The organism is Bacteroidetes bacterium GWF2_43_63 (genome assembly GCA_001769275.1).
Classification (GTDB): Bacteria; Bacteroidota; Bacteroidia; order Bacteroidales; family DTU049; genus GWF2-43-63.
The window spans coordinates 147,090-166,522 of record MEOQ01000045.1; the positions used below are offsets into that span (position 1 = coordinate 147,090).

General features: G+C 42.5%; 16 protein-coding genes. 3 read left to right on the plus strand and 13 right to left on the minus strand.

Annotation, left to right across the window (positions count from 1 at the left end; all coding sequences use genetic code 11):
- Positions 1 to 45: 45 nt before the first annotated feature.
- On the plus strand, positions 46 to 1,770 hold the full coding sequence (locus A2W93_10530; GenBank protein ID OFY52954.1) for a hypothetical protein: 1,725 nt from the start codon (positions 46 to 48) through the stop codon (positions 1,768 to 1,770).
- A 233-nt stretch (positions 1,771 to 2,003) separates the two neighbouring features.
- A complete protein-coding gene (locus A2W93_10535; protein OFY52955.1) occupies positions 2,004 to 3,341 on the plus strand; it encodes a hypothetical protein in 1,338 nt (445 codons plus the stop codon).
- A 95-nt stretch (positions 3,342 to 3,436) separates the two neighbouring features.
- On the opposite strand, the gene A2W93_10540 is transcribed toward A2W93_10535, so the two are convergent.
- Positions 3,437 to 4,114: a hypothetical protein gene (locus A2W93_10540; GenBank protein OFY52956.1), complete on the minus strand. Its 678-nt coding sequence runs from the start codon at positions 4,112 to 4,114 to the stop codon at positions 3,437 to 3,439.
- The gene (locus A2W93_10545) at positions 4,111 to 5,400 is read right to left on the minus strand and encodes a hypothetical protein (GenBank protein ID OFY52957.1); all 1,290 of its coding nucleotides are present in this window, start codon (positions 5,398 to 5,400) and stop codon (positions 4,111 to 4,113) included. The genes A2W93_10540 and A2W93_10545 overlap by 4 nt, the downstream gene beginning before the upstream one ends.
- A gap of 50 nt (positions 5,401 to 5,450) precedes the next feature.
- On the opposite strand from A2W93_10545, the gene A2W93_10550 reads away from it, so the two are divergent.
- On the plus strand, positions 5,451 to 6,152 hold the full coding sequence (locus A2W93_10550; protein ID OFY52958.1) for a 3'-5' exonuclease: 702 nt from the start codon (positions 5,451 to 5,453) through the stop codon (positions 6,150 to 6,152).
- A 363-nt stretch (positions 6,153 to 6,515) separates the two neighbouring features.
- On the opposite strand, the gene A2W93_10555 is transcribed toward A2W93_10550, so the two are convergent.
- From A2W93_10555 to A2W93_10605, 11 genes are all read right to left on the minus strand, one after another.
- Complete coding sequence (locus A2W93_10555) at positions 6,516 to 7,595, minus strand: hypothetical protein (protein OFY52959.1); 1,080 nt, start codon at positions 7,593 to 7,595, stop codon at positions 6,516 to 6,518.
- 185 nt (positions 7,596 to 7,780) lie between these two features.
- Positions 7,781 to 8,833 carry a hypothetical protein gene (locus A2W93_10560; protein ID OFY52960.1) on the minus strand — a complete coding sequence of 351 codons (1,053 nt, stop codon included), beginning with the start codon at positions 8,831 to 8,833 and terminating at the stop codon, positions 7,781 to 7,783.
- On the minus strand, positions 8,830 to 9,528 hold the full coding sequence (locus tag A2W93_10565; GenBank protein OFY52961.1) for a DNA-binding response regulator: 699 nt from the start codon (positions 9,526 to 9,528) through the stop codon (positions 8,830 to 8,832). Before A2W93_10565 ends, A2W93_10560 begins: the two co-directional genes overlap by 4 nt.
- A gap of 271 nt (positions 9,529 to 9,799) precedes the next feature.
- Positions 9,800 to 11,116, minus strand: coding sequence for an alpha-L-fucosidase (locus A2W93_10570; GenBank protein ID OFY52962.1), 1,317 nt, complete (start codon positions 11,114 to 11,116; stop codon positions 9,800 to 9,802).
- 109 nt (positions 11,117 to 11,225) lie between these two features.
- On the minus strand, positions 11,226 to 12,038 hold the full coding sequence (locus A2W93_10575) for a hypothetical protein (protein ID OFY52963.1): 813 nt from the start codon (positions 12,036 to 12,038) through the stop codon (positions 11,226 to 11,228).
- A 22-nt stretch (positions 12,039 to 12,060) separates the two neighbouring features.
- Positions 12,061 to 13,551 (minus strand): hypothetical protein, encoded by a 1,491-nt coding sequence (locus tag A2W93_10580; protein OFY52964.1) that lies wholly within the window; start codon positions 13,549 to 13,551, stop codon positions 12,061 to 12,063.
- Position 13,552: 1 nt separating this feature from the next.
- Positions 13,553 to 15,559, minus strand: a complete 2,007-nt coding sequence (locus A2W93_10585; GenBank protein OFY52965.1) for a hypothetical protein — start codon at positions 15,557 to 15,559, stop codon at positions 13,553 to 13,555.
- Positions 15,556 to 17,022, minus strand: coding sequence for a hypothetical protein (locus A2W93_10590; protein ID OFY52966.1), 1,467 nt, complete (start codon positions 17,020 to 17,022; stop codon positions 15,556 to 15,558). Before A2W93_10590 ends, A2W93_10585 begins: the two co-directional genes overlap by 4 nt.
- 1 nt (position 17,023) lies before the next feature.
- A complete protein-coding gene (locus tag A2W93_10595; GenBank protein OFY52967.1) occupies positions 17,024 to 17,269 on the minus strand; it encodes an acyl carrier protein in 246 nt (81 codons plus the stop codon).
- A 7-nt stretch (positions 17,270 to 17,276) separates the two neighbouring features.
- Positions 17,277 to 17,960 carry a hypothetical protein gene (locus tag A2W93_10600; GenBank protein OFY52968.1) on the minus strand — a complete coding sequence of 228 codons (684 nt, stop codon included), beginning with the start codon at positions 17,958 to 17,960 and terminating at the stop codon, positions 17,277 to 17,279.
- Positions 17,953 to 19,425: a hypothetical protein gene (locus tag A2W93_10605; protein ID OFY52969.1), complete on the minus strand. Its 1,473-nt coding sequence runs from the start codon at positions 19,423 to 19,425 to the stop codon at positions 17,953 to 17,955. The genes A2W93_10600 and A2W93_10605 overlap by 8 nt, the downstream gene beginning before the upstream one ends.
- Positions 19,426 to 19,433 lie beyond the last annotated feature (8 nt).

Here is a 19,433-nt window from a genome sequence, read left to right on the forward strand (position 1 = left end):
GTCCTTTCGCAAGAAAATATTAATTTAGCGCATAATTTGTTCTTTATGCTTCGTATCGCATTTTTCCTGCTGTTTCTCAGCATCGTTCCGGCGTTTGCCTGCACAAACCTGATTATAACCAAAGGCGCATCGAAAGACGGCTCGGTGATGATTACCTATGCCGCTGATTCGCACCGTCGCTACGGATATTTATTTCATTATCCGGCAGCTGATCACAAACCGGGCGCTATGGTCGATCTCATTCATTACGAAAACGGAAAGTTGCTTGGACAGATTCCTGAAGTCGCACACACTTACAATGTGATTGGTCTCATGAATGAACATCAGGTGGCCATGGGTGAAACAACCTTCGGTGGACTCGAACAATTACAGTCGCAACCCGGCGCCTTGCCCGATTACGGCTCGTTGATGAAGCTCGCACTGCAGCGCGCCAAAACCGCCCGCGAAGCCATTATGATCATTGCCGAACTTGTTGAAAAATATGGCTACGCCAGCAATGGCGAGTCGTTTTCGATCAGTGATAAAAACGAAGCATGGATTATGGAAATTATCGGCAAAGGAAGCTTCGAAAAAGGCGCTGTATGGGTTGCCATGCGCATTCCAGACGGGTATGTTTCGGCGCACGCCAATCAGGCACGTATCACCACTTTCCCATTTCAAAAGAAAAATGATTGGAATAATCTGAAACAGGAAGTGTATCACAGTCCCGATGTTATTTCATTTGCAAAAAAGCATGATTTTTACAAAGGATCGGATGCGGCTTTCAGCTTTTCAGATGTCTACAATCCGATTACTTTTGATGGTTCACGATTTTGCGATGCACGCGTCTGGGCTTTCTTCCGCAAGGTAAACAAAGACATCCGCGATAACCCTGCATTTATGAATTACTCTTGCGGAAATCTTGAATATGGTTGTAAAATGGTTAGTGGATGCGATAATCCAAATCTGTTTTGTTCCAATCGGCTTCCGCTCTGGGTGAAGCCTGACGAATTGATCGATATACAATTGGTAATGGCTACCATGCGCGATCATTTCGAAGGTACTCCCCTCGACATGCGCGATGGAATTGGTGCCGGCCCCTGGCATTGTCCCTATCGCTGGCGTCCTATGACTTTTGAAATCGACAGCATTGAATATGTGCACGAACGTGCGATTGCAACGCAGCAAACGGGTTACAGTTTTGTGGCCCAGAGCCGCTCCTGGCTTGATGATATCGTTGGTGGAATTTATTGGTTCGGTGTTGATGATGCCGATGGTTGTGTGTATGCGCCCATGTATGCAAGCATTTCAGAAATCCCATCCTCTTATGCATTCGGCACTGGATCTATGATTGAGTGGAATGACAACAGCGCGTTCTGGATTTTTAATCTCGTCACCAATTGGTGTTACACGCGCTACGACCTGATTCACCCGGAGATTGAGGCCTATCAGAAAGAAATTGAAAATGGATATTTTGCAAAAACCACCGACATCGATGCAGCTGCAAACGAGCTTCTGAAGAGCGATCCGGAAGTTGCCCGTAAATATCTGACCGAATACAGTTGCACGATCGGTAACAAGCTTGTTCAGGATTGGCGTGCATTTTTTTACTATCTGTTCATGAAATACATGGATGGCAATGTGAAGGAATCAGCCGATCATAAATTGCTTGACAACGGCAACAATAAAGGCATTCCGAAAAAAATTACTCATCCCGGCTATGGCGAAGACTGGCTGCGCCTGATGATGATGAACAGCGGTGAAAGATACATAGTGCCGAAGAAAGAATAGCATGATCTGCTAACGCAGACAGAAGTCTCTTCTCCAGTCGTGAGCAGCGAGCAGTGATCGTTGCGCTTTTGCTCTCTTCACAAAAGAGCGCTGTTCTCTAACATTTTTGCTGATCATGAAGCTTGAAAACAATATATATTTCAATCAGACATATCATTGTTTACATTGTTTCGGTCAGTAAATAGATGCTGTTTGTTTGCAATATATTTCGGTTAAGATATTTATTAGTATATTTGCCAAACAAATTGAACAAAATGAAAACACTAATTTCTGCTTTTTTGCTTTTCTTTTTTACTGCGACGCTGTTGTTTTCGCAAATCAGCACCGTAGAACAGTCAGTAAATAAGGTTAAAAAATTTGCTTCAGCAAAGGCTGATCCGAAAACAAAATCGTCAACTGAAAAAATATTTTGTTTCCCATTTGGAGGATATTCCAATGTGCCAACAGGACCTTCGTATTTTTATCTGAGTGATCCCAACAACATTTATCTGATTGACTCATCGGCAACACCCATTTACGCTGCTACATGGGCAAATGGTAAATGGTACGGTGCCGATTACGGTGCAATGACACTGTTAACTATCGACACTGCCAGTGGTGCCATGACAACAATAGGGAATATGGGAGTAGTGTTGAATGGATTGGCTTATGATACTGTGTCGAATATACTGTACGGAGTTTCTTCAACCGGATTGTACAGCATTGACATTACTAGCGGCGCATTGACATTAATTGGTGAATCCAATCTTACCTCTCCGACTTATATAAATCTCGCCTGTTCTCCCTCAGGTAAATTATATACGGTAAATATGAATGATGACATCTTGTATTTGCTGGACAAAACAACAGGTGCTGCTACTGCTGTAGGCACAGGGCTTGGGATTTTAATATCCTTTGCACAGGATATGGAATACGATTTCAACAGCAACACGTTGTATATAGCAGGATATATGGGCGGGGGATCAAGCGGACTTTTTGCCGTGGATACACTCACAGGAACTGTTTCGGCCAGTCTTGGAAATCTGGACAGCGCCGAGGTTTGCGGAATGGCTATTCCCATAAATTCAACAACATCATATAGTGTGGCGTTCAGCGTTGTAAACGGCCATGGTACGCTGTCAGCAACAGTGAATGGCCTTCCGATAAATTCAGGCGACATTGTTAATGCAGGAGAAACGGTTGATTTCGCTGCTCTTCCCGATTCCTTATATATTGTTAAAGAGTGGATAAACAATGCTTCGATAGTGAGTGGAAATACTACTGAAAATTATTCAATATCCGGACTAAGCGATAACGTTGTCGTTACCGTTGAGTTTGTTTCAACGGCAAGTTTTTCAGATTACGAAAAAATGGCCATTGCTGTATTTCCCAATCCTGCAACAGACTTCCTGACCATTCCGGTTGAAAGCTCAAGTGTTCTGAATGTCTGGTCAGCTGCCGGAACTTTGATTCTGACAAAAACAGTTGAGGCAGGAAATAAAACAATTGATGTGTCGGGTTTTGCAGCAGGAAAGTATTATATCATGCTCAGCGGAGAGAAAAACCAACATGCTGTGTTTGTTATTGAATAACAAAAACTCAAAAAGCTCAAAGCCGGTTCCCTGAAAAGAATCGGTTTTTTTATGAAAAGCAGATTTGGCCTATTGTGTTTCTGGTTTTTTTGCGATCAATCATTTTTCACCGCCCTCGTCATCTCTCTTTTTCCGGCGAAGCCTGGTAGTTTTTCAATTGCGAAGCCGCACGCTTTCATGGTTCGGCGCACTTCGCCTTTTGCGACATACGTGACAAGAATTCCTCCCGGTTTCATAGCTGCAAATATTTTTTCAAAAACGTCTGCGGTCCACATCTCAGGTTGAACGCCGGGAGAGAAGGCGTCGAAATATACAACATCAAAAAAATTATTTTCAAATTCAATTTGCTGAATTTTATTTTCGTGATAATGAAAAACAAAATAGTCACCAATAAGTACTTTTCTTTCTCTGTCTGCCTCATGTATGGCTCTTAGTGCTTCTTTCATGCGATCGCCTCCGGCTATATCGGCGTAATTGAGTTTTGCGATATTGTCAGCGCTTATTGGATTTGGTTCTGCAGCAAAATAACGCACGATCTTTTTATTGTTTTCTGCTTCAAGCAATGTCAGCGCTGCATTCAGTCCGGTTCCCAGTCCGACTTCGAGAATATTGATGGATGTAATATTATTTATTTTTGGTTTTAAACCGGCTTCGATGAACACATGTTTGCTTTCGGCTACAGCTCCGTGAATAGAATGGTAATGTTCATTTATCTCTGGCAGAAACAATGTGTGGGAGCCATCTTCAGTTACAATAAGCGTTTTCTTATTCATCGGTTATAAAGTATTTTGATGTCTTTTATAGAGTCTGGAAGTGCAACCGTTCCGATTAATGAACCGGTTGGATATGAATAAGCATTGATGTTTTTTCCGGATGAAAGGTAAAGAACGTCATCCGTTTCGTCATACACAACATCTCCAAACGTTGTTGCATTGCCGATTTCAGCATAAGTATTATCGTCGAAGGAATAAACAAAAAGACCATCGCTGTGACTGATGAGATGTCTGTCATAGTCGATTTGAGAAACACCATAGATTTCTCCAGCCGGGAGATTTTTCAGGTGTGTTATAACCATCGAATATGTGTTTAGGGTGCGCACGCTTGGCTGTGTTCCTTCATTGCAAAACAGAACAACGTCGTTGCCTGAAACACGAAAAAGATTCTGGACTTTGTAAGTACCGTACACCATATCTTTCAACAATCCTGAATACTCGTAAATAGCCCCTGTGAAAAACATGCTGCCATTAAAATATTCAAGAACCGATAAAAGATATATGCCGTCGTAGCTGACTTGATGCAGCCTGTAGTTGTCAAAAGTGTAAACAAATTTAAGATTCCCATTTCCAAAATATCCTTCAATTCGCCCGTCGTAATACCCTACAATCAGCAAATTATTACCCCAATACAATGACTCAAAATAGGGAAAAGGAGGATTATTGAGTGCGTTGACCTGATCAACAACGGAGCCGTTGGCAGCATCGAGAAAATATAGATTTCCTTTGTATTGACCCATGGAATAAATCAGTTGATTCTGGCTATTGACGGCACCTTCCTGAAAGTCGTCGGGCAATTGTTTGAAAAGTGAATAATTCAGTAAACTGTCAACTTTATATATTTTCACATTGTCATTGGCCTTTTCATGGCAGAATACAACGAGAGACCGGCTTTCTTTTGGTATTCCGGTTACTGTAAGTCGAATAAATTTGGTGGATGCGCTGTATCCGTTGCCAGCCTCGATATACAGGTAATGAGTGCCAGATAGCAAAGAGGTGTTCGAAATAATATATTCAGTATTTATTGAATAGTTTTCAGTGCCCGGATTGATGGTCACAGCTGGACAAGCCTGAACATATGCGGTTGTAAGCAAAACAATTTTCACGTACGTAATTGGAACGGCGGAAGATATGGACCCTGAGACCTGAAGCGTGTCGCCGGTTGTCGCAGCGCTGTTTTCAGAAGGAGAGTACATCTGTATGAAAGGCGGCTCGTAGGTCTCTTCGCGGCACGAAGAAACAGCTACTGCAACAATTAAAAAGAAAATAATCCAATTAAATCTCATTGTCGGAATTTGTTTATAAATTTAGCACGAAAAAACTAAATATACTTGTTATGGAAGATTATTTTTCACATATTTTGTTTCTTGACATTGAAACTGTTCCCGGGAGCAAGTCGTACAGCGCGTTGAATGAGCGCATGAAGCATCTCTGGGACAAAAAGGCCGAAAGTATGAAACGTGCCGAGAATGACACCCCGGAATCATTGTATGGAAAAGCCGGCATTTTTGCTGAATTTGGAAAAATCATCTGTATATCAACCGGTGTCGTCAATGGTGGGAAGGCTCATTTAAAAAGCTTCTACGGACACGATGAGGTCGTTTTGCTGAATGAATTTGCTGATTATCTTCGCGATCTGCCATCGCGCGGGGTGCGGCTTCTGTGTGCGCACAACGGAAAAGAATTCGACTTCCCGTGGATTTGCCGACGAATGATGATCAACGGAATCCGCATTCCGGAAATGTTGAATATTCAGGGAAAAAAACCATGGGAAATTGCGCATATCGACACTATGGAGCTTTGGAAATTTGGCGATTATAAGAACTTCACTTCACTCGATTTGCTCACTGAATTGTTCGACATTCCAACGCCGAAGGATGATATCAATGGTGCCGATGTTGCGCGGGTTTATTACGAAGAGGATGATCTGATCCGCATTATGCAATATTGCCAGAAAGACGTTATTGCGCTGATTCAGCTGTTGCGCAGACTCAACTACATGCCACTGATTCCGGAAGTGAATGTGAATTATTTATAGCTACTGACTTTTTAGAAGCCAGGGAAGTCTGTTTGGCGGAATGACGTAACTATTCGATGTTCCCGAGCTGGGTTTAGTCTTTTGTTTAATACTGCTGAGGCTGTCTTGGAACAAGCAGTTTCTACAAAAATAATATTCCATCGTCGTAAAGCGACGCAGGAGCGAAAGGATATGGAATCGTTGTTTTTGTAGCTGTTACGACGATTCCATATCCGCCAGCAGGCGGACGATGGAATATCGTAACGTTTTTTAATTTTGAGACAACCTCAATAAATATATTTACAATATACTATGCCCGAGCTGGTTGAAAGGCTTTACAGGAGCGTAATTCGGCGTGAATGCGTTTATTATTTGAGTGCAATGCTAAAATCTGATTTCCAACGCAAGCTCATACATGCGTCTGATATCGCCGTTCTTATCCCAGTATTCAGCTCCCAGTACCAGTTTGTTTTTTAGAAAACGATAAGCAATTCCCGTATTGATGCGGGTTAGAGAAATGTCGTTTTCAGATTCAAATTTGTCGTAGCGGCCAACAATGGAGAATTTTGTTTGCGGGATTTTAAATTCTCCAAAAAAAGCATATCCTGAATTTTTGTTGGATTGAAACAGTGTATCAACATAAGTCCCGGCATAATCGCCAACACCGCTATAATACTGAGCCATGAGCACATGATATTTGCTTTCGGAGGAGAGATACAGAACATTCATAATAAAGTCTGCGTCATTATTTGCAATGTTTGCTTTTCCGTTGGCATAGGCATACCCGAACTGCAGCCCGGGCATAAAAGCAGGCAGTGGGCGCAGTGTCAGACGTGCTTCAAACGTTTTATTGTTGTTGCGCTCAACATCATGATAGCCACCTCCATTGTATAATCCAAACGAAAAACTGCCATATTTTCCAGGATAAGCTGCATTTACTTCTTTCTGATATTGTTTATCAATCTCGCCCCCAATCAATCCTTCATAGATAAATCCAAAATCAGCTGAACTAAGCACATTTGTTTTTTCAAGAAACATGGGGCCCATCACCCGATAGGCGTTAATCTTTTGTTCAAATTCAATCCATGGACGGGGGACCATTCCTACGGAAATTGATCCTTTCTGAAATTTGGGCAGGAAATTAATTTTTTGCTGAAGATACAGGTATTTTAGACGCATCTCGACATTACCCGCATCATCACCTTCTGTATCGAGCGTTATATCCTGTGTGTAGCGTGCCGTCAGACTTTCGGTCAAGTGACTTTCAATGGTGAAATACCCACGTTTAAGTTCTATCTGATACAATGAATCCTGATCATCATAATTGCCGGAAATAAACCACTGTCCGGATATTTCAGTGTTTTTAATAAAAGCTTGTTTTGTTTTTGAAGTGTCTTGTGCCGACAGTTTCAGTGTCGAAAATATTACAATAATAACACTGAATATTGCTAATGATTTCTTCATTTTCGCTTCAATTTTGCGCAAAAATACAGCTTAAAGATTAAGAAATTGTTACCGAAATAATATTAATCAGGTCGAAATAAAGTATTGAGATTAAAGCACCGTATAGCTGCACGGCGCGCGACCTGTACTCTTTATTAACTTTCTTTGCGTCATGTTCTCAACAACTCAGCATTCTATGCGAGCAATCATTTATTGGCTTTGGCAAGCGTGAACGAAAACGTGGTTCCGACATCAATTTTTGAACGCACATGTATGGCTTGCTGATGCGCTTCGATAATATGTTTCACGATGGCAAGTCCAAGGCCGGTTCCACCCAATTTGCGGCTGCGACTTTTTTCGGTGCGGTAGAAGCGCTCGAAAATCCGCGGCAGATCGGCCTGATCTATACCAATTCCGCTATCCGCTACTTCTATTAAAAAATATTCATCCATGTCAAAGGCGCTGATGGTCGTCGAACCAAAGCGGTTTCCATATTTCAGCGAATTGTCGATCAGGTTGATGAGAACCTGCCGTATACGGTCAGGATCTGCGTGCACCATGATTTTCGAGTCAGACTGATTTTTATAATCGAGCACGATGCGACGTTTTTCAGCTTTAATTTCCATGAATTCAAACACATCTTTCACCAGTGCTGAAAAATTGAAATTTTCAAAATTCATTTTCATGGTGCCGCTTTCAAGCCTCGAAATTTCGTCGAGATCATTCACAATGGCAATCAGACGGTCGATGTTTTTTGCAGCTCGTTGCAGATATTTCACGTTGATTTCGTTGTCATGGAGGCCGCCGTCGAGCAGGGTCAGCACATAGCCCTGAATGGTTGTAATGGGCGTTTTGAGTTCATGCGAGACGTTTCCGATGAACTCGCGCCGGAATTCCTCGTTTTTTTTCAGAATTTCAATTTCGTTGGCTTTGTCACGTGTCCATTGTTCAACATCACGACTGACATTTTCAATAACATCGCCTTTTTCAATCTGCAGTTTTCTTGTGCTTCTTCCGAGTTTTGTGCTGCGGATTGATTTATAAATGAGTCTGATTTTATCGTATATAAAGCGATTGAGTGTGTACAGCAATGCAATAAAAACCACCAGGAATGTTGCCAAAGCCAATGTTGTAGCCACTATCCAGGAGGGGGCAAGAGTAAATTCAATAACAACCATGCTGATGACAAACACCAGAACGGCAAGCAAAGCTGCAATAAAAACCGATAATTGTCGCGGATTTCCGGGAACGATTTTCATTTTTTAATTTCAAAAGTATAACCAACACCTTTAACCGTACGAATCAGGCTCAGTCCGATTTTTTCGCGGATTTTACGAATATGAACATCAATGGTTCGATCGCCGACAACAATATCATTTCCCCAGACTTTGGAAAATATTTCTTCGCGCGTAAAAACTTTTCCGGGTTTGCTGGCCAGCAATGCGAGCAACTCGAATTCTTTGCGTGGAAGCAATATTTCCTGTCCTTCGCGAATAACAATATAGCGTTCGAAATTTATGGTGAGTCCTTCAAATTCAAGTTCCCTTGAGGATCCAGTACTGCTTTCGGTCGAAAAGCGACGCAAATATGTTTTGACTTTTGTCAGAAATACTTTAGGTGTAATGGGTTTGCTTATGAAGTCGTCGCCACCAGATTCAAGAGCCGCGATCTGTGCGAAATCTTCATTGCGCGCAGTCAGGAAAATAATGACTGATTTTTTCAGAGTATCATGTTTCCTCATTTCCTGACAGGCCGTGATTCCATCCATACCCGGCATCATAATGTCCAGTACAATCAGCTGAGGTTCGATGTCCAGCGCCTTGGTGATTGCCGATTGGCCATCGCGGGCGGTAAATACATTATAACCTTCCTTTTTCAGGTTGTAACTCATGATCTCGAGAATGTCCTTCTCGTCGTCCACCAGCAGTATTCGGATATTTTCGTTCTGATTCATTTGTGTAAATCAATTTGTCAGACAAAGTTATTAAAATACCGGAACGAGCATACGAAGTTACAATTGCTTAATATAAAAGTAATGAATACTGAATATGCAATGGAACATCGAACACTGAATAAGGAATGTTGAAGTAAACATCGAATCATGAACACTGAACAAGGAATGACGAAGTAAAGGCAGAAATATTTGAAGCGCCTTTCTACTTTATAAACTTTAAGAACTTTGGATTACTTCGTCATTAAACCTTCCTTGTTCCTTGTTCATTATTCTACAGCCCGCCCTCACCGCGGTAAAGCGACAATTTGCCATCAAGAGTAACTTTAAGTACGGTCATGTATTTGTCCTGCACTCCTTCTGGGACATCAATGTAAACAATACCCGGAACCTTGCTCCAGGAGATCTTTCCAACCACTTTGAAATCTGCGGGAGTGTTGGATCCAACCACTTCAATTTTTTTAATATCGTTGTTCAACCCTTTCAGAATCACATTTCCACTTTGATTTCCCTGCAGGAACAAATACAGGGCAGTCGAGTCTTTTGAAATGGTGGTTGGTCCATAAAAATGTCCGAGCGGCATTCCTGCAACTGATTCGAAAACCGCTTCGCTGTGTTTGGCATTCCATTGACCGAGTTCCTGCATAATAAACAGCTGTTCTTCAGGAATGGTTCCATCGGCTTTCGGGCCAATGTCGAGTAATAGATTGCCCCCAAAACTTATGCAATCGGCAAAAATACTTATGATTTCATAAGGCGTTTTATAGGCTGAATCTGTGATGTAATAGCCCCATGAATCATTCATGGTCATACACAATTCCCAGTTTTCCTTTTGTGGACGGACTACCGGAAAATGCTGTTCGGGCGTGGCATAATCGCCAAATCCCTGCAGACGGCCATTGATGATTGCATTCGGATTATTTTTCAAAATTCTTTCACGAATACCGGCCGCATCCCATTCTTCGGCACTGTGTTCCCAATCGCCGTCAAACCAGACCAGGTCGGGATTGTATTGCTCAAGAATTTCACTCAACTGGCCGTTGTTGAACTTAATGAATTTTTTCCATCGCTTTGGATCTGCACTGATTTCGTAACGACCCGAATCGCGCAGGAATCCGGGGTAATCTTCATGTGTCCAGTCAATCAGAGAATAATATAAGCCAAGTTTTAAGTCGGTTTTTCTTACTTCGTTCACAAACGGTGTAAGCACATCGCGCTTCGCCGGGGAACTTTTTTTTGTACTCAGGTCGTTGAATTTTGTGTCCCAGAGCGATACTCCGTCATGATGTTTCGAAGTAATAACTATGTATCTGGCTCCGGTTTTTTCGATCAGCGATACCCATCCGGCCGGATCGTATTTCTCTGCCGTGAATTCACTAATCTGAGCCATATAATCCTTGTGACTCATATGCCCGTTGTGAAACTCCCAGGACTCGCTGCCACGACCAGTGGAATAAATTCCCCAATGAATAAAAATGCCAAGTTTGGCATCGGAAAACCATTGCATTCTTGCTGAATGGCTTGTGTCGGTCTGCGCAATGGCTTGAGTCGCCAGCAGAAACAGCAGGGAAATATTAAGCAGATATTTCATGACTTTTAATCTTGAGACAAAGAAACAAAATGAACAGTGCTAAGCCAAATTGTTTTTGAAAAGCGGGCCAGTATTTATTTGAAATGACGCTACAAAAGTCCAAAAGTTGCTATTCAAGCGTATAATCAAAATCAATATCAGGAATTATATTGTGGCAAAAGACGAAATTTTCGAAATCCGAAAACCATTGAATGACAGTATTTGAATCAACAAAATAATTTTCGTTATTAATTATTTCATTATAGGAAGAATAAATCCACTCTTCCGGTCGTTGGAAAAAACCATGATAAACGGGGTTGTTGTGAATATACACAACAAGCGTTCGCAAGTAATCATCGGACAACACTTCTTTTCGCTGAAAGGGATGAATAAACAATCCGCCCATTCGTTTGTTTTGCTTATTGAACGCCTGCGTATAACTCGAAAACAAGTCGCCGAGCTGGCGGCTGATCCATATTTGAAGAAACGCTTCTACTTCCGATGCCGAGCCGTTTGAGCTTTTGAGGTCTTTTAAAGCTTCGAGTTTTCTAGAAGTCTTTTTATAGGCATTGAAGCGGGAGCTTGGGGATGTTTTTGCTGCGCTAAAGAAAGGTGGCAACTCCTCTTTCGCCATAAACTTCAACGAAGTTTCAAACTTCGTTGAAGTTGGCGAAGAAGTTTCAAACTTCGTTGAAGTTGGCGAAGTTGAAGTTGGTTTAAGCATCTCTTCCAGCGCAGCAACAATCTCTTCGCAGCTTTTTACCCGAACCAGAAAATGAAAGTGGTTCGGCATCAGGCAATATGCGTAGGTGTCGAAAAACGCTGATAAATGAAATTTGTATTTCTCGAGGAAAAACGAGAAATTTTCACCTTTGCGAAAAATATTTTCAAACCCGTTTGCATGATTATAAATATGGTAATATTTCCCGGATTCCAGATACATTATTGTTTGAAAATATTGCAGACTAGAACTGAATATAAATAAACGGCATCGCGTCGAGACTGTAAAGCTGATAGAGTAATATTATAAGAACGGCCAGGGTTGCGGCTTTGAGCGACCAGTGGGTTTTAGTAAATCCACCTAGGATTCCTGCGTACATTTTTATTGGCAGATATTGCAAAATCAAACCGCCCAGCATCAACAGGAACGGGGTCATATAAATACCAAGCCATTGCGGAAACAGGGCAAAATCTGCAGTCAGAATAAAATTATAGAATTCGCCGGCTTTGGCTAAGTTGGGAACTTTAAGCAATACGGCTGTAAAAACCAGAAAATGAAAAGTGATAAAAATGCTGATGAAAGAATAAATGCTTTTTGGCATCCATTTTTGGATTTTTGATCTGGTGTTCTGGCTAATCACATCCCAGGCGATGGCTGCTCCATGCAAAAGGCCCCACACCACAAAGGTAAGGGCTGCACCATGCCACAGGCCGGATACAAAAAATGTGATGAACACAGCCAGCAATATGAGCGATTTTCCACCCCGGCGCCACGCGAAGGCCATGGGTTGATACAAATATTCATTGAGCCAGTTGTATAATGTGATGTGCCAGCGGCGCCAGAATTCAGTGATGTTGCCTGCAATGAACGGCTTGTTGAAGTTGTGCTCAATGGTAAATCCCATCAGGCAACCAAATCCAACCATCATGTCGGTGTAGCCGGCAAAATCGAAATAGAGTTGCAGCAAACCTCCATAAGCGGCCATCAGCGCGTCAAGCCCGGTAAAATATTGCGGACTTTCGAAAACGCGATCCACCAGATTTGCAGCAATAAAATCTGCGAAAACAATTTTTTTGATTAGTCCAAGCATGATTAAAAACAGTCCTTTGCTCAGGATGTTTTTGTCAATGATTGGTTTTGAAATAAATTGAGGAAGTAAATCGCGCGCCTTCGAAATGGGCCCGGCCAGAATATTTGGAAAAAACGAAACATACAGCACATAGCGGAACCAGTTGCGCTCGGGCTCTTCGATGACTTCGCGGTGGATATCGAAAATGTAGGTGAGCGATTTAAAAACAAAGTAGGAAATGCCGAGTGGCTGAACGATTTTCAGCACCAGGGGCTCTGTTCCCGGGTGAACAAAACCCGTCCATGTTTCAAGCAGAAAATTGGTGTATTTGAAATATAAAAGGGCGCCAACATTGATGGCTACAGACAGCACCAGAAGCCATTTTTTACTTGCATCACTTTTTGATTTGTGTATGCCTTTTCCAATAAAAAAATCAATGGTGGCCATCAGAATCATCACTCCGACAAAAAGTCCGCTAATTTTGTAATAGAAGTATAAGCTGAAAAGCAGGAGGACACTGTTCCGCAAAGTGCGGTTGTTGAACGATAGCGAATACAGCAGATAGAAGAATGCGAAGAGTATGAAGAATGTGACAGACTGGAATATAAGCGGCTGTCCGGGCAGATATTGAAGCGAATACAGAAAGTCGGTAAACGAAAAATTCATACTACTTGATGCTTAGTTTTTGTCCGACATTCAGATTGTCGGATGTCATTTTGTTATCCTTCTTGATTTTATCGACGGTCGTATTGTATTTTTTTGCGATTGACCAGAGCGACTCACCGCTTTTCACAATATGAACAGTGCCGAGTTTGTTGCTTTGAGTCTGAGTGGTCTGTTGTTGTGTTGTAGTCTGTGTTGACGTTTTTTGGGCCGTTCCTGCGGTATAAATCACCAGCGTTTTCCCGGCAACAATATTACTTGATGTCAGCCCATTCCATTTTTTAATATCGTCAACAGACACTTTGTATTTCGCCGCAATCGAGCCGAGGTTGTCGCCACTTTTTATGGTATACACTACTTTCTTACTTCCGCTGCTTGTTTGCTGCGTAGAAGTATTCTGCACCGTAGTATTTTGTGTTGTTGTGTTTTTTACAGCTGTTTTGCTCACTAGCAGCTTCTGGCCTGCATTAATACGGGTGGAAGAAAGATTGTTCCATTTTTGAAGATCAGAAACCGTTACTCCATAACGCTTTGCAATGGTGCTTAGATTGTCGCCGGATCGCACAATATAGTACTGGCCTGTTCCCTGACCTGATGTTTTTATTCCACCTGTCTGATTTTTGTAATTCTCAATTTTGTCAGTCGCAGCAACTTCCTGACGGTTGTAATAGGTGGATTTATTAATAACCCAATTACCAAAATTGGTAGTATCGATGTGATCATTGAAAACGAGCAGGCTATCGGGATAGCGCGACAGGTAAGCAATGTATGAATTGAGCAGGGCATTGCAATACAATTCGCCTTTCACTTTGTAGCCCTTGTAACTAAGATGGCAGCGGTCGCGCTGCGACAATCCGTTCTTTGCCCAATTCAGCATGGATTGAGGCCCGCCGGATATATTGTAATAATCATAAAGAACAACATTCTGTTCTTTTGAAAGCAATCGGGTGAGCATGCTGTAATCTTTGCAGTTGGTAATATTTCTTCCGCGATAATAAATATCTTGTGCATTTGGCAGCATGAAAACAGCATTGGGTGCCGACTCGCGGAAAAGCGCGATCGATTTGTTGATGCTGCTCATGATGTATTGATAGTTGAATGTGCCGCGAAAAAAATCATTAATTCCCAAATCAAAAATCACAAGATCGGGCTTCACTGCCTTTAGCTGCGTAGAAGTAAGGTTTTGATTGAAAAAACTGTGATAGCCTGCGCCGTTGATCCCAACGCTGATGTATTGAATACCGGAGTTGGCCACGCTCTGGATTTCGATACCATAACACTCGAAATATTTTTGTTCGGGCGATGTTTTGTTCACAACAAGTGTCAGTGTGTCCGATGCTTTTGGCAGAATTACCTCGACATACGGAAGGCTGTCGGAATGGCAATCTGCATCAACCCACGTGTTGGTGCCACCGGCTTTTATTTTCGCATCGAAACTTTCTTTTCCTTTGTGGCAATAGATGCGAATCCTTTTAAAATCGGGCTGAATGGAGTAGTAGTGTTTTCTGAAAATCAGCTTGAATCCTGCGGTTGAGTCGGTCGTGAATACCGTGATGCCACTGATGCCAATATTCATTTTTGGCTTTAGCTCTACATTTTTCGATGCTGACCAGACTCCATGCGACTGAGCAAAATAATCAAACGCAGAATGGGTGCCGGCTGCCTGATAAGGGAAAACTATCCCGCGTCCACCGAAGCCAAAAATCTGCTGAAGCATTGCCCGGGTGATACCCGTTCCAATGTCGCTCTGAATGTGAGAATCGCCAATATGTAGAATGACGACTTTTTCCTTGTTGGATTTTTTTAGCTTTTCGAAAAATGGTGCTATGGCATCGATCTGATACCACTCAAGCATGTTTTTATCGTACTGTAAAAAATCGAAAAATTCGCTGTACTTGACGGCTTGCTTCAGGTAATTTGTATCAGTTGGATTCTTCTGAGCATGGCTTTTCAGGCCGAAGAACAGAAGTCCGGTGATCAACACAAATATTTTGAAATTACCTGTCATCATTTACCGGCAGTTGTTCCGTGAATTAAATATTTATTGTATTCGCCCATAATGGCGAGGAAAAGTTCATTGACAACAATCTCACGTCCTTTGTCGCTGTAATGTCCGTCACGCGATGCCCAGCCCTTTTTATTCCAGGCCAGCACAGAGTTTTCGCCACCCATCAGCTGATACAGATCGAAAAATGCACAACCGTTTTTCAGCGCTACTTCTTTCTGAACATCACGAATTCGGCTTACCATCGGGTACGATGCATAGGTTCCGCCAACACTGCGTGCAACATCGTTCACACCAATTACAAGCACGGATGCATCGGGCAGGGCTTTGCGGAAATGCGCGTAGAGCCGGTCGTAGCTGTTTTTGATGTTGTTCAGCGACGCTTCATTTTTCACATAGGGTGTAACGTTTCCGCCAAACTGGAGTATTACAAGTTTGTTATTTAGCTTTATGAATTGTGCTTTCAAAAAATCGTTTTGAATAGTCATAAGTCCGTCGCCGCTATGTCCGCGTAGACCATAATTGTCAAATTGAACTCCGGCACCGGGATCAAAGCTCAGTCCGTAAATCTCAGGACTGGGGCCGGTGAACACGAATTTTAATGCTGCCGGATTCGATTTAAGCGGAAGCTTCAAAACATTGAATGGATCGGGACTATCAAGCACAACTTCGGCCAAAAGTTCATTGGTTTTTGAATTATAAACTTTCAGCTCAGCTGTTTCAGTTGCTTTTCCATACCATAATTTTGCAACACTGTAGCCGCGGAAAAGTTTCAGATATACAGTTGCATTTGCGTAGGAACAAGCTGGAATTTTTATTTTGGTTGTATCTCCGTTTTCTCCGATGCTGTCGCGTGTGCATTCCGGAGTTGAAAAACGATAACGGAACACAGCTCCTCCGGCACAATACAACCCTTTGGCAGAGCGATTATGAAACACAGTGTGGCGAACCCAGTTGGGGCTTGTGCTTCGCGTATAACTAACCGGCGAAGTCACATCGTCGATTGGAACATAACCAACTCCACTGCCGCCAAACTTGTCCTGAAACATGATCCGGAGCAGGCTTGTGATGCGGTCTCCCTCGATTTGCGAATCGCCATAATGGCCGATACGAATGAGCGAAGAATCGCTTTTTTGCAGATATTTGAAAAAATTCTCCAGCGCAGTGCCACCTTCGGCAGCCGAAGGATTAAGGAAAAAATCGCTGGAATTAAACACTGATTCATCAAGAATGCTCATGCGTTTTATAGCATCCTCGTTCACGCCGTAGGCGCGCGATTCAAGCATCGCAATCACACTGTCTACATTTTGTGTATTGTCCTTTACTTTAAAATTCAGAATTTCTTCCTTTGGAATAAAAGTAATAATCCTGTTGCCTACAACAATCTCGCTTTTTGGCCAGAAACAGGATGCTGCAAGCAGGAGTACGCCTGTCAGCACAATAATTGCAAAGACCTGATATCTCTTCATTTTATGCGATCAGCTTTTCATTGATGATGGTCAGCATATCGCCGACGTTTTTCATTTTCACCATTTCTTTCAACTTGAAACGGAATCCAAAAGCCTCTTCCACTTTTGCAATCATGGTTAAATGTGTGAGGCTGTCCCATTTGTCAACATCGTTGGCTGTCATTTCAGGGTTGATAACAAGAGCTGGTGCCTGAAACACGTCTCTGAAAATTTCCTGAACCTTTGAATTGATTTCTTCGTTGTTCATAGTATTATTATCCTTTCATTAAATTCATTATGTCGACTTTCATTAACAGCATTCCGGCTCCGGGAAAGTATTTCAGCACGTCCGGGTCGTCACAATAAGTACGTTCTGTAATGGTGAATCCCATTTTTTCGTATGCGTGAATGGCTGTTTTGTTCTCAATGTAAGTCATCAGTTCGGCATTGCTGACCGGATACTGCTGCAATAGATATTTTGCAACATGCGCTTTGAAGAGCTTTGTAATTAGTCCCTTGCCTCTGTGTTCTTCCGCGACAAATGCAGATTCAAACTGCAGATCTCCATCCGTGCGATGCACCATCATTTTGTCGGTGATGTGTTTTTGGTTCTGCACAAATTCCAGTGCCCCTTTCGGATAGTATTGCTGCATGAGCACCGAACGCACCATCCATGATGAAACACCATCAAGGCCCTCAATCCATGCGGAAATACAAGCCACAGGTTTCCCTTCATATTCTGCAACAAGAAAGTGAAACGGCGAAAATTCGCATCCTTCCACTTCTTCGGGCATCATGGCTTCAATAGCGTCGCGTGCCTGCTCGTAGCTGATTCCGAACAAGGCAGCATAACTTGTGTTTGTGCCGGTTGAGCCGATATCTGCTTTCAGAATGGCTTCAGCCAGAAAACGATAATCGCTTTCCTTCGCGCGGCGTATGGTGTAGTTGAGATCAGTCATGTCCAAGTACCAGATTATTAATTTCTCTGCGGTTTATTTTGCCATTGTTGTTTAGCGGAAAGCTGCTTATGAAGCGGAATTCGGAAGGAATCATATAGAATGGCATTTTGCTTTTCAGATAATCGTTCAAGTCGTGTATCGCGTCTTCGCTGCCTTCAATGGCTGCAACAATAACGTCGTTTCCTGTAGTATCGTGTGCGGCCATGGCAACTACTCTGCGATTTTCGTAAAACGAAGCAATATGATGTTCTATTTCGCTCAATTCCACACGGAAGCCGCGGATTTTAACCTGATAATCTTTACGTCCAAGATAAAAGTACAAGCCGTTTTCACGAATACATATATCCCCGGTGCGGTAAAAATTCTTCCCATTTATTTCAACAAACGCTTCGCGGTTTTTTTCTTCATTCTTCAGATAACCCGTAATTACCTGACCTCCGTTGAGGAGCAGTTCTCCTTTTTCGCCATCCGCCACAATTTTATTCTCATCATCAACAATCACTGCATCAATGTCGAGCGTAGGCCAGCCGATACTGACAATGCCATTGCGCGAAGGAATTTCATTTTCCGGCATGCGATACCACACGGAATAAATAGTTGCTTCGGTAGGTCCGTACAGATTTTGAAATTCCGCATTTGGACAGCATTTCTTCCACTCAAGAGTGAGTCCGTGCGGAACCGCTTCGCCGCTGAGACACATGTATTTCATTTTTTCGAGCATGATCTCATCGAAGTATGGCCGTAGATAAGCAACCACGCTGGGAACGAGAATGGCAAACTCGATTTCATATTCTTCGAGCAGTCTGAAAATTGTTGGATACTTAATATTGTTGTTCGGAACTGAAAACAAAGTTCCTCTGCAAATAAACGGTGACAAAATGGAAACAATGCTTAGGTCGAAACTGAGATCGAACATCTGCAGAAAGCGGCTGCCCGGGCCAAGTTGGTAATTCATTGTTTCGAGGTTGCGCAGAAAAGAGCGCACATTGCCGTATGAAACCGGAACACCTTTTGGCTGACCTGTACTGCCGGAAGTAAAAAGAATATAGGCCGTGTCATTGTCTTCGGGCGATGCAGGATGGTCAAAAATATTTTCTTTCAGATCGCACGTACATACGAATTCGGAATTGGCTTGCACTTTTTCTGTGCTGTGCAGAATGAGTTTTATTTCAGCCTGCTCAACAATGCTCGCAATGCGGTCGGACGGGTGGTAGGGGTTGAGTGGTACATAAATATTTCCGGTGGCCCAGATGGCCATGGCTGCGGCATAAGTGTCGGCATGATCCGAAGCCACAACACCGACAGCAGCTTTTTTCAAGCCACGCGAAGTAAGCAAAGATGCAATGGCATCGATTCGATTGCGAAACGAAGTGTAGGAATAAAAAACGTCCTCAACGCAAATGGCATTCAGCTTTTCATCGTAGTCTGGAAGAAACGGAAATATCACCTTGTTTGTTTTTTGCAAAAGTAGTC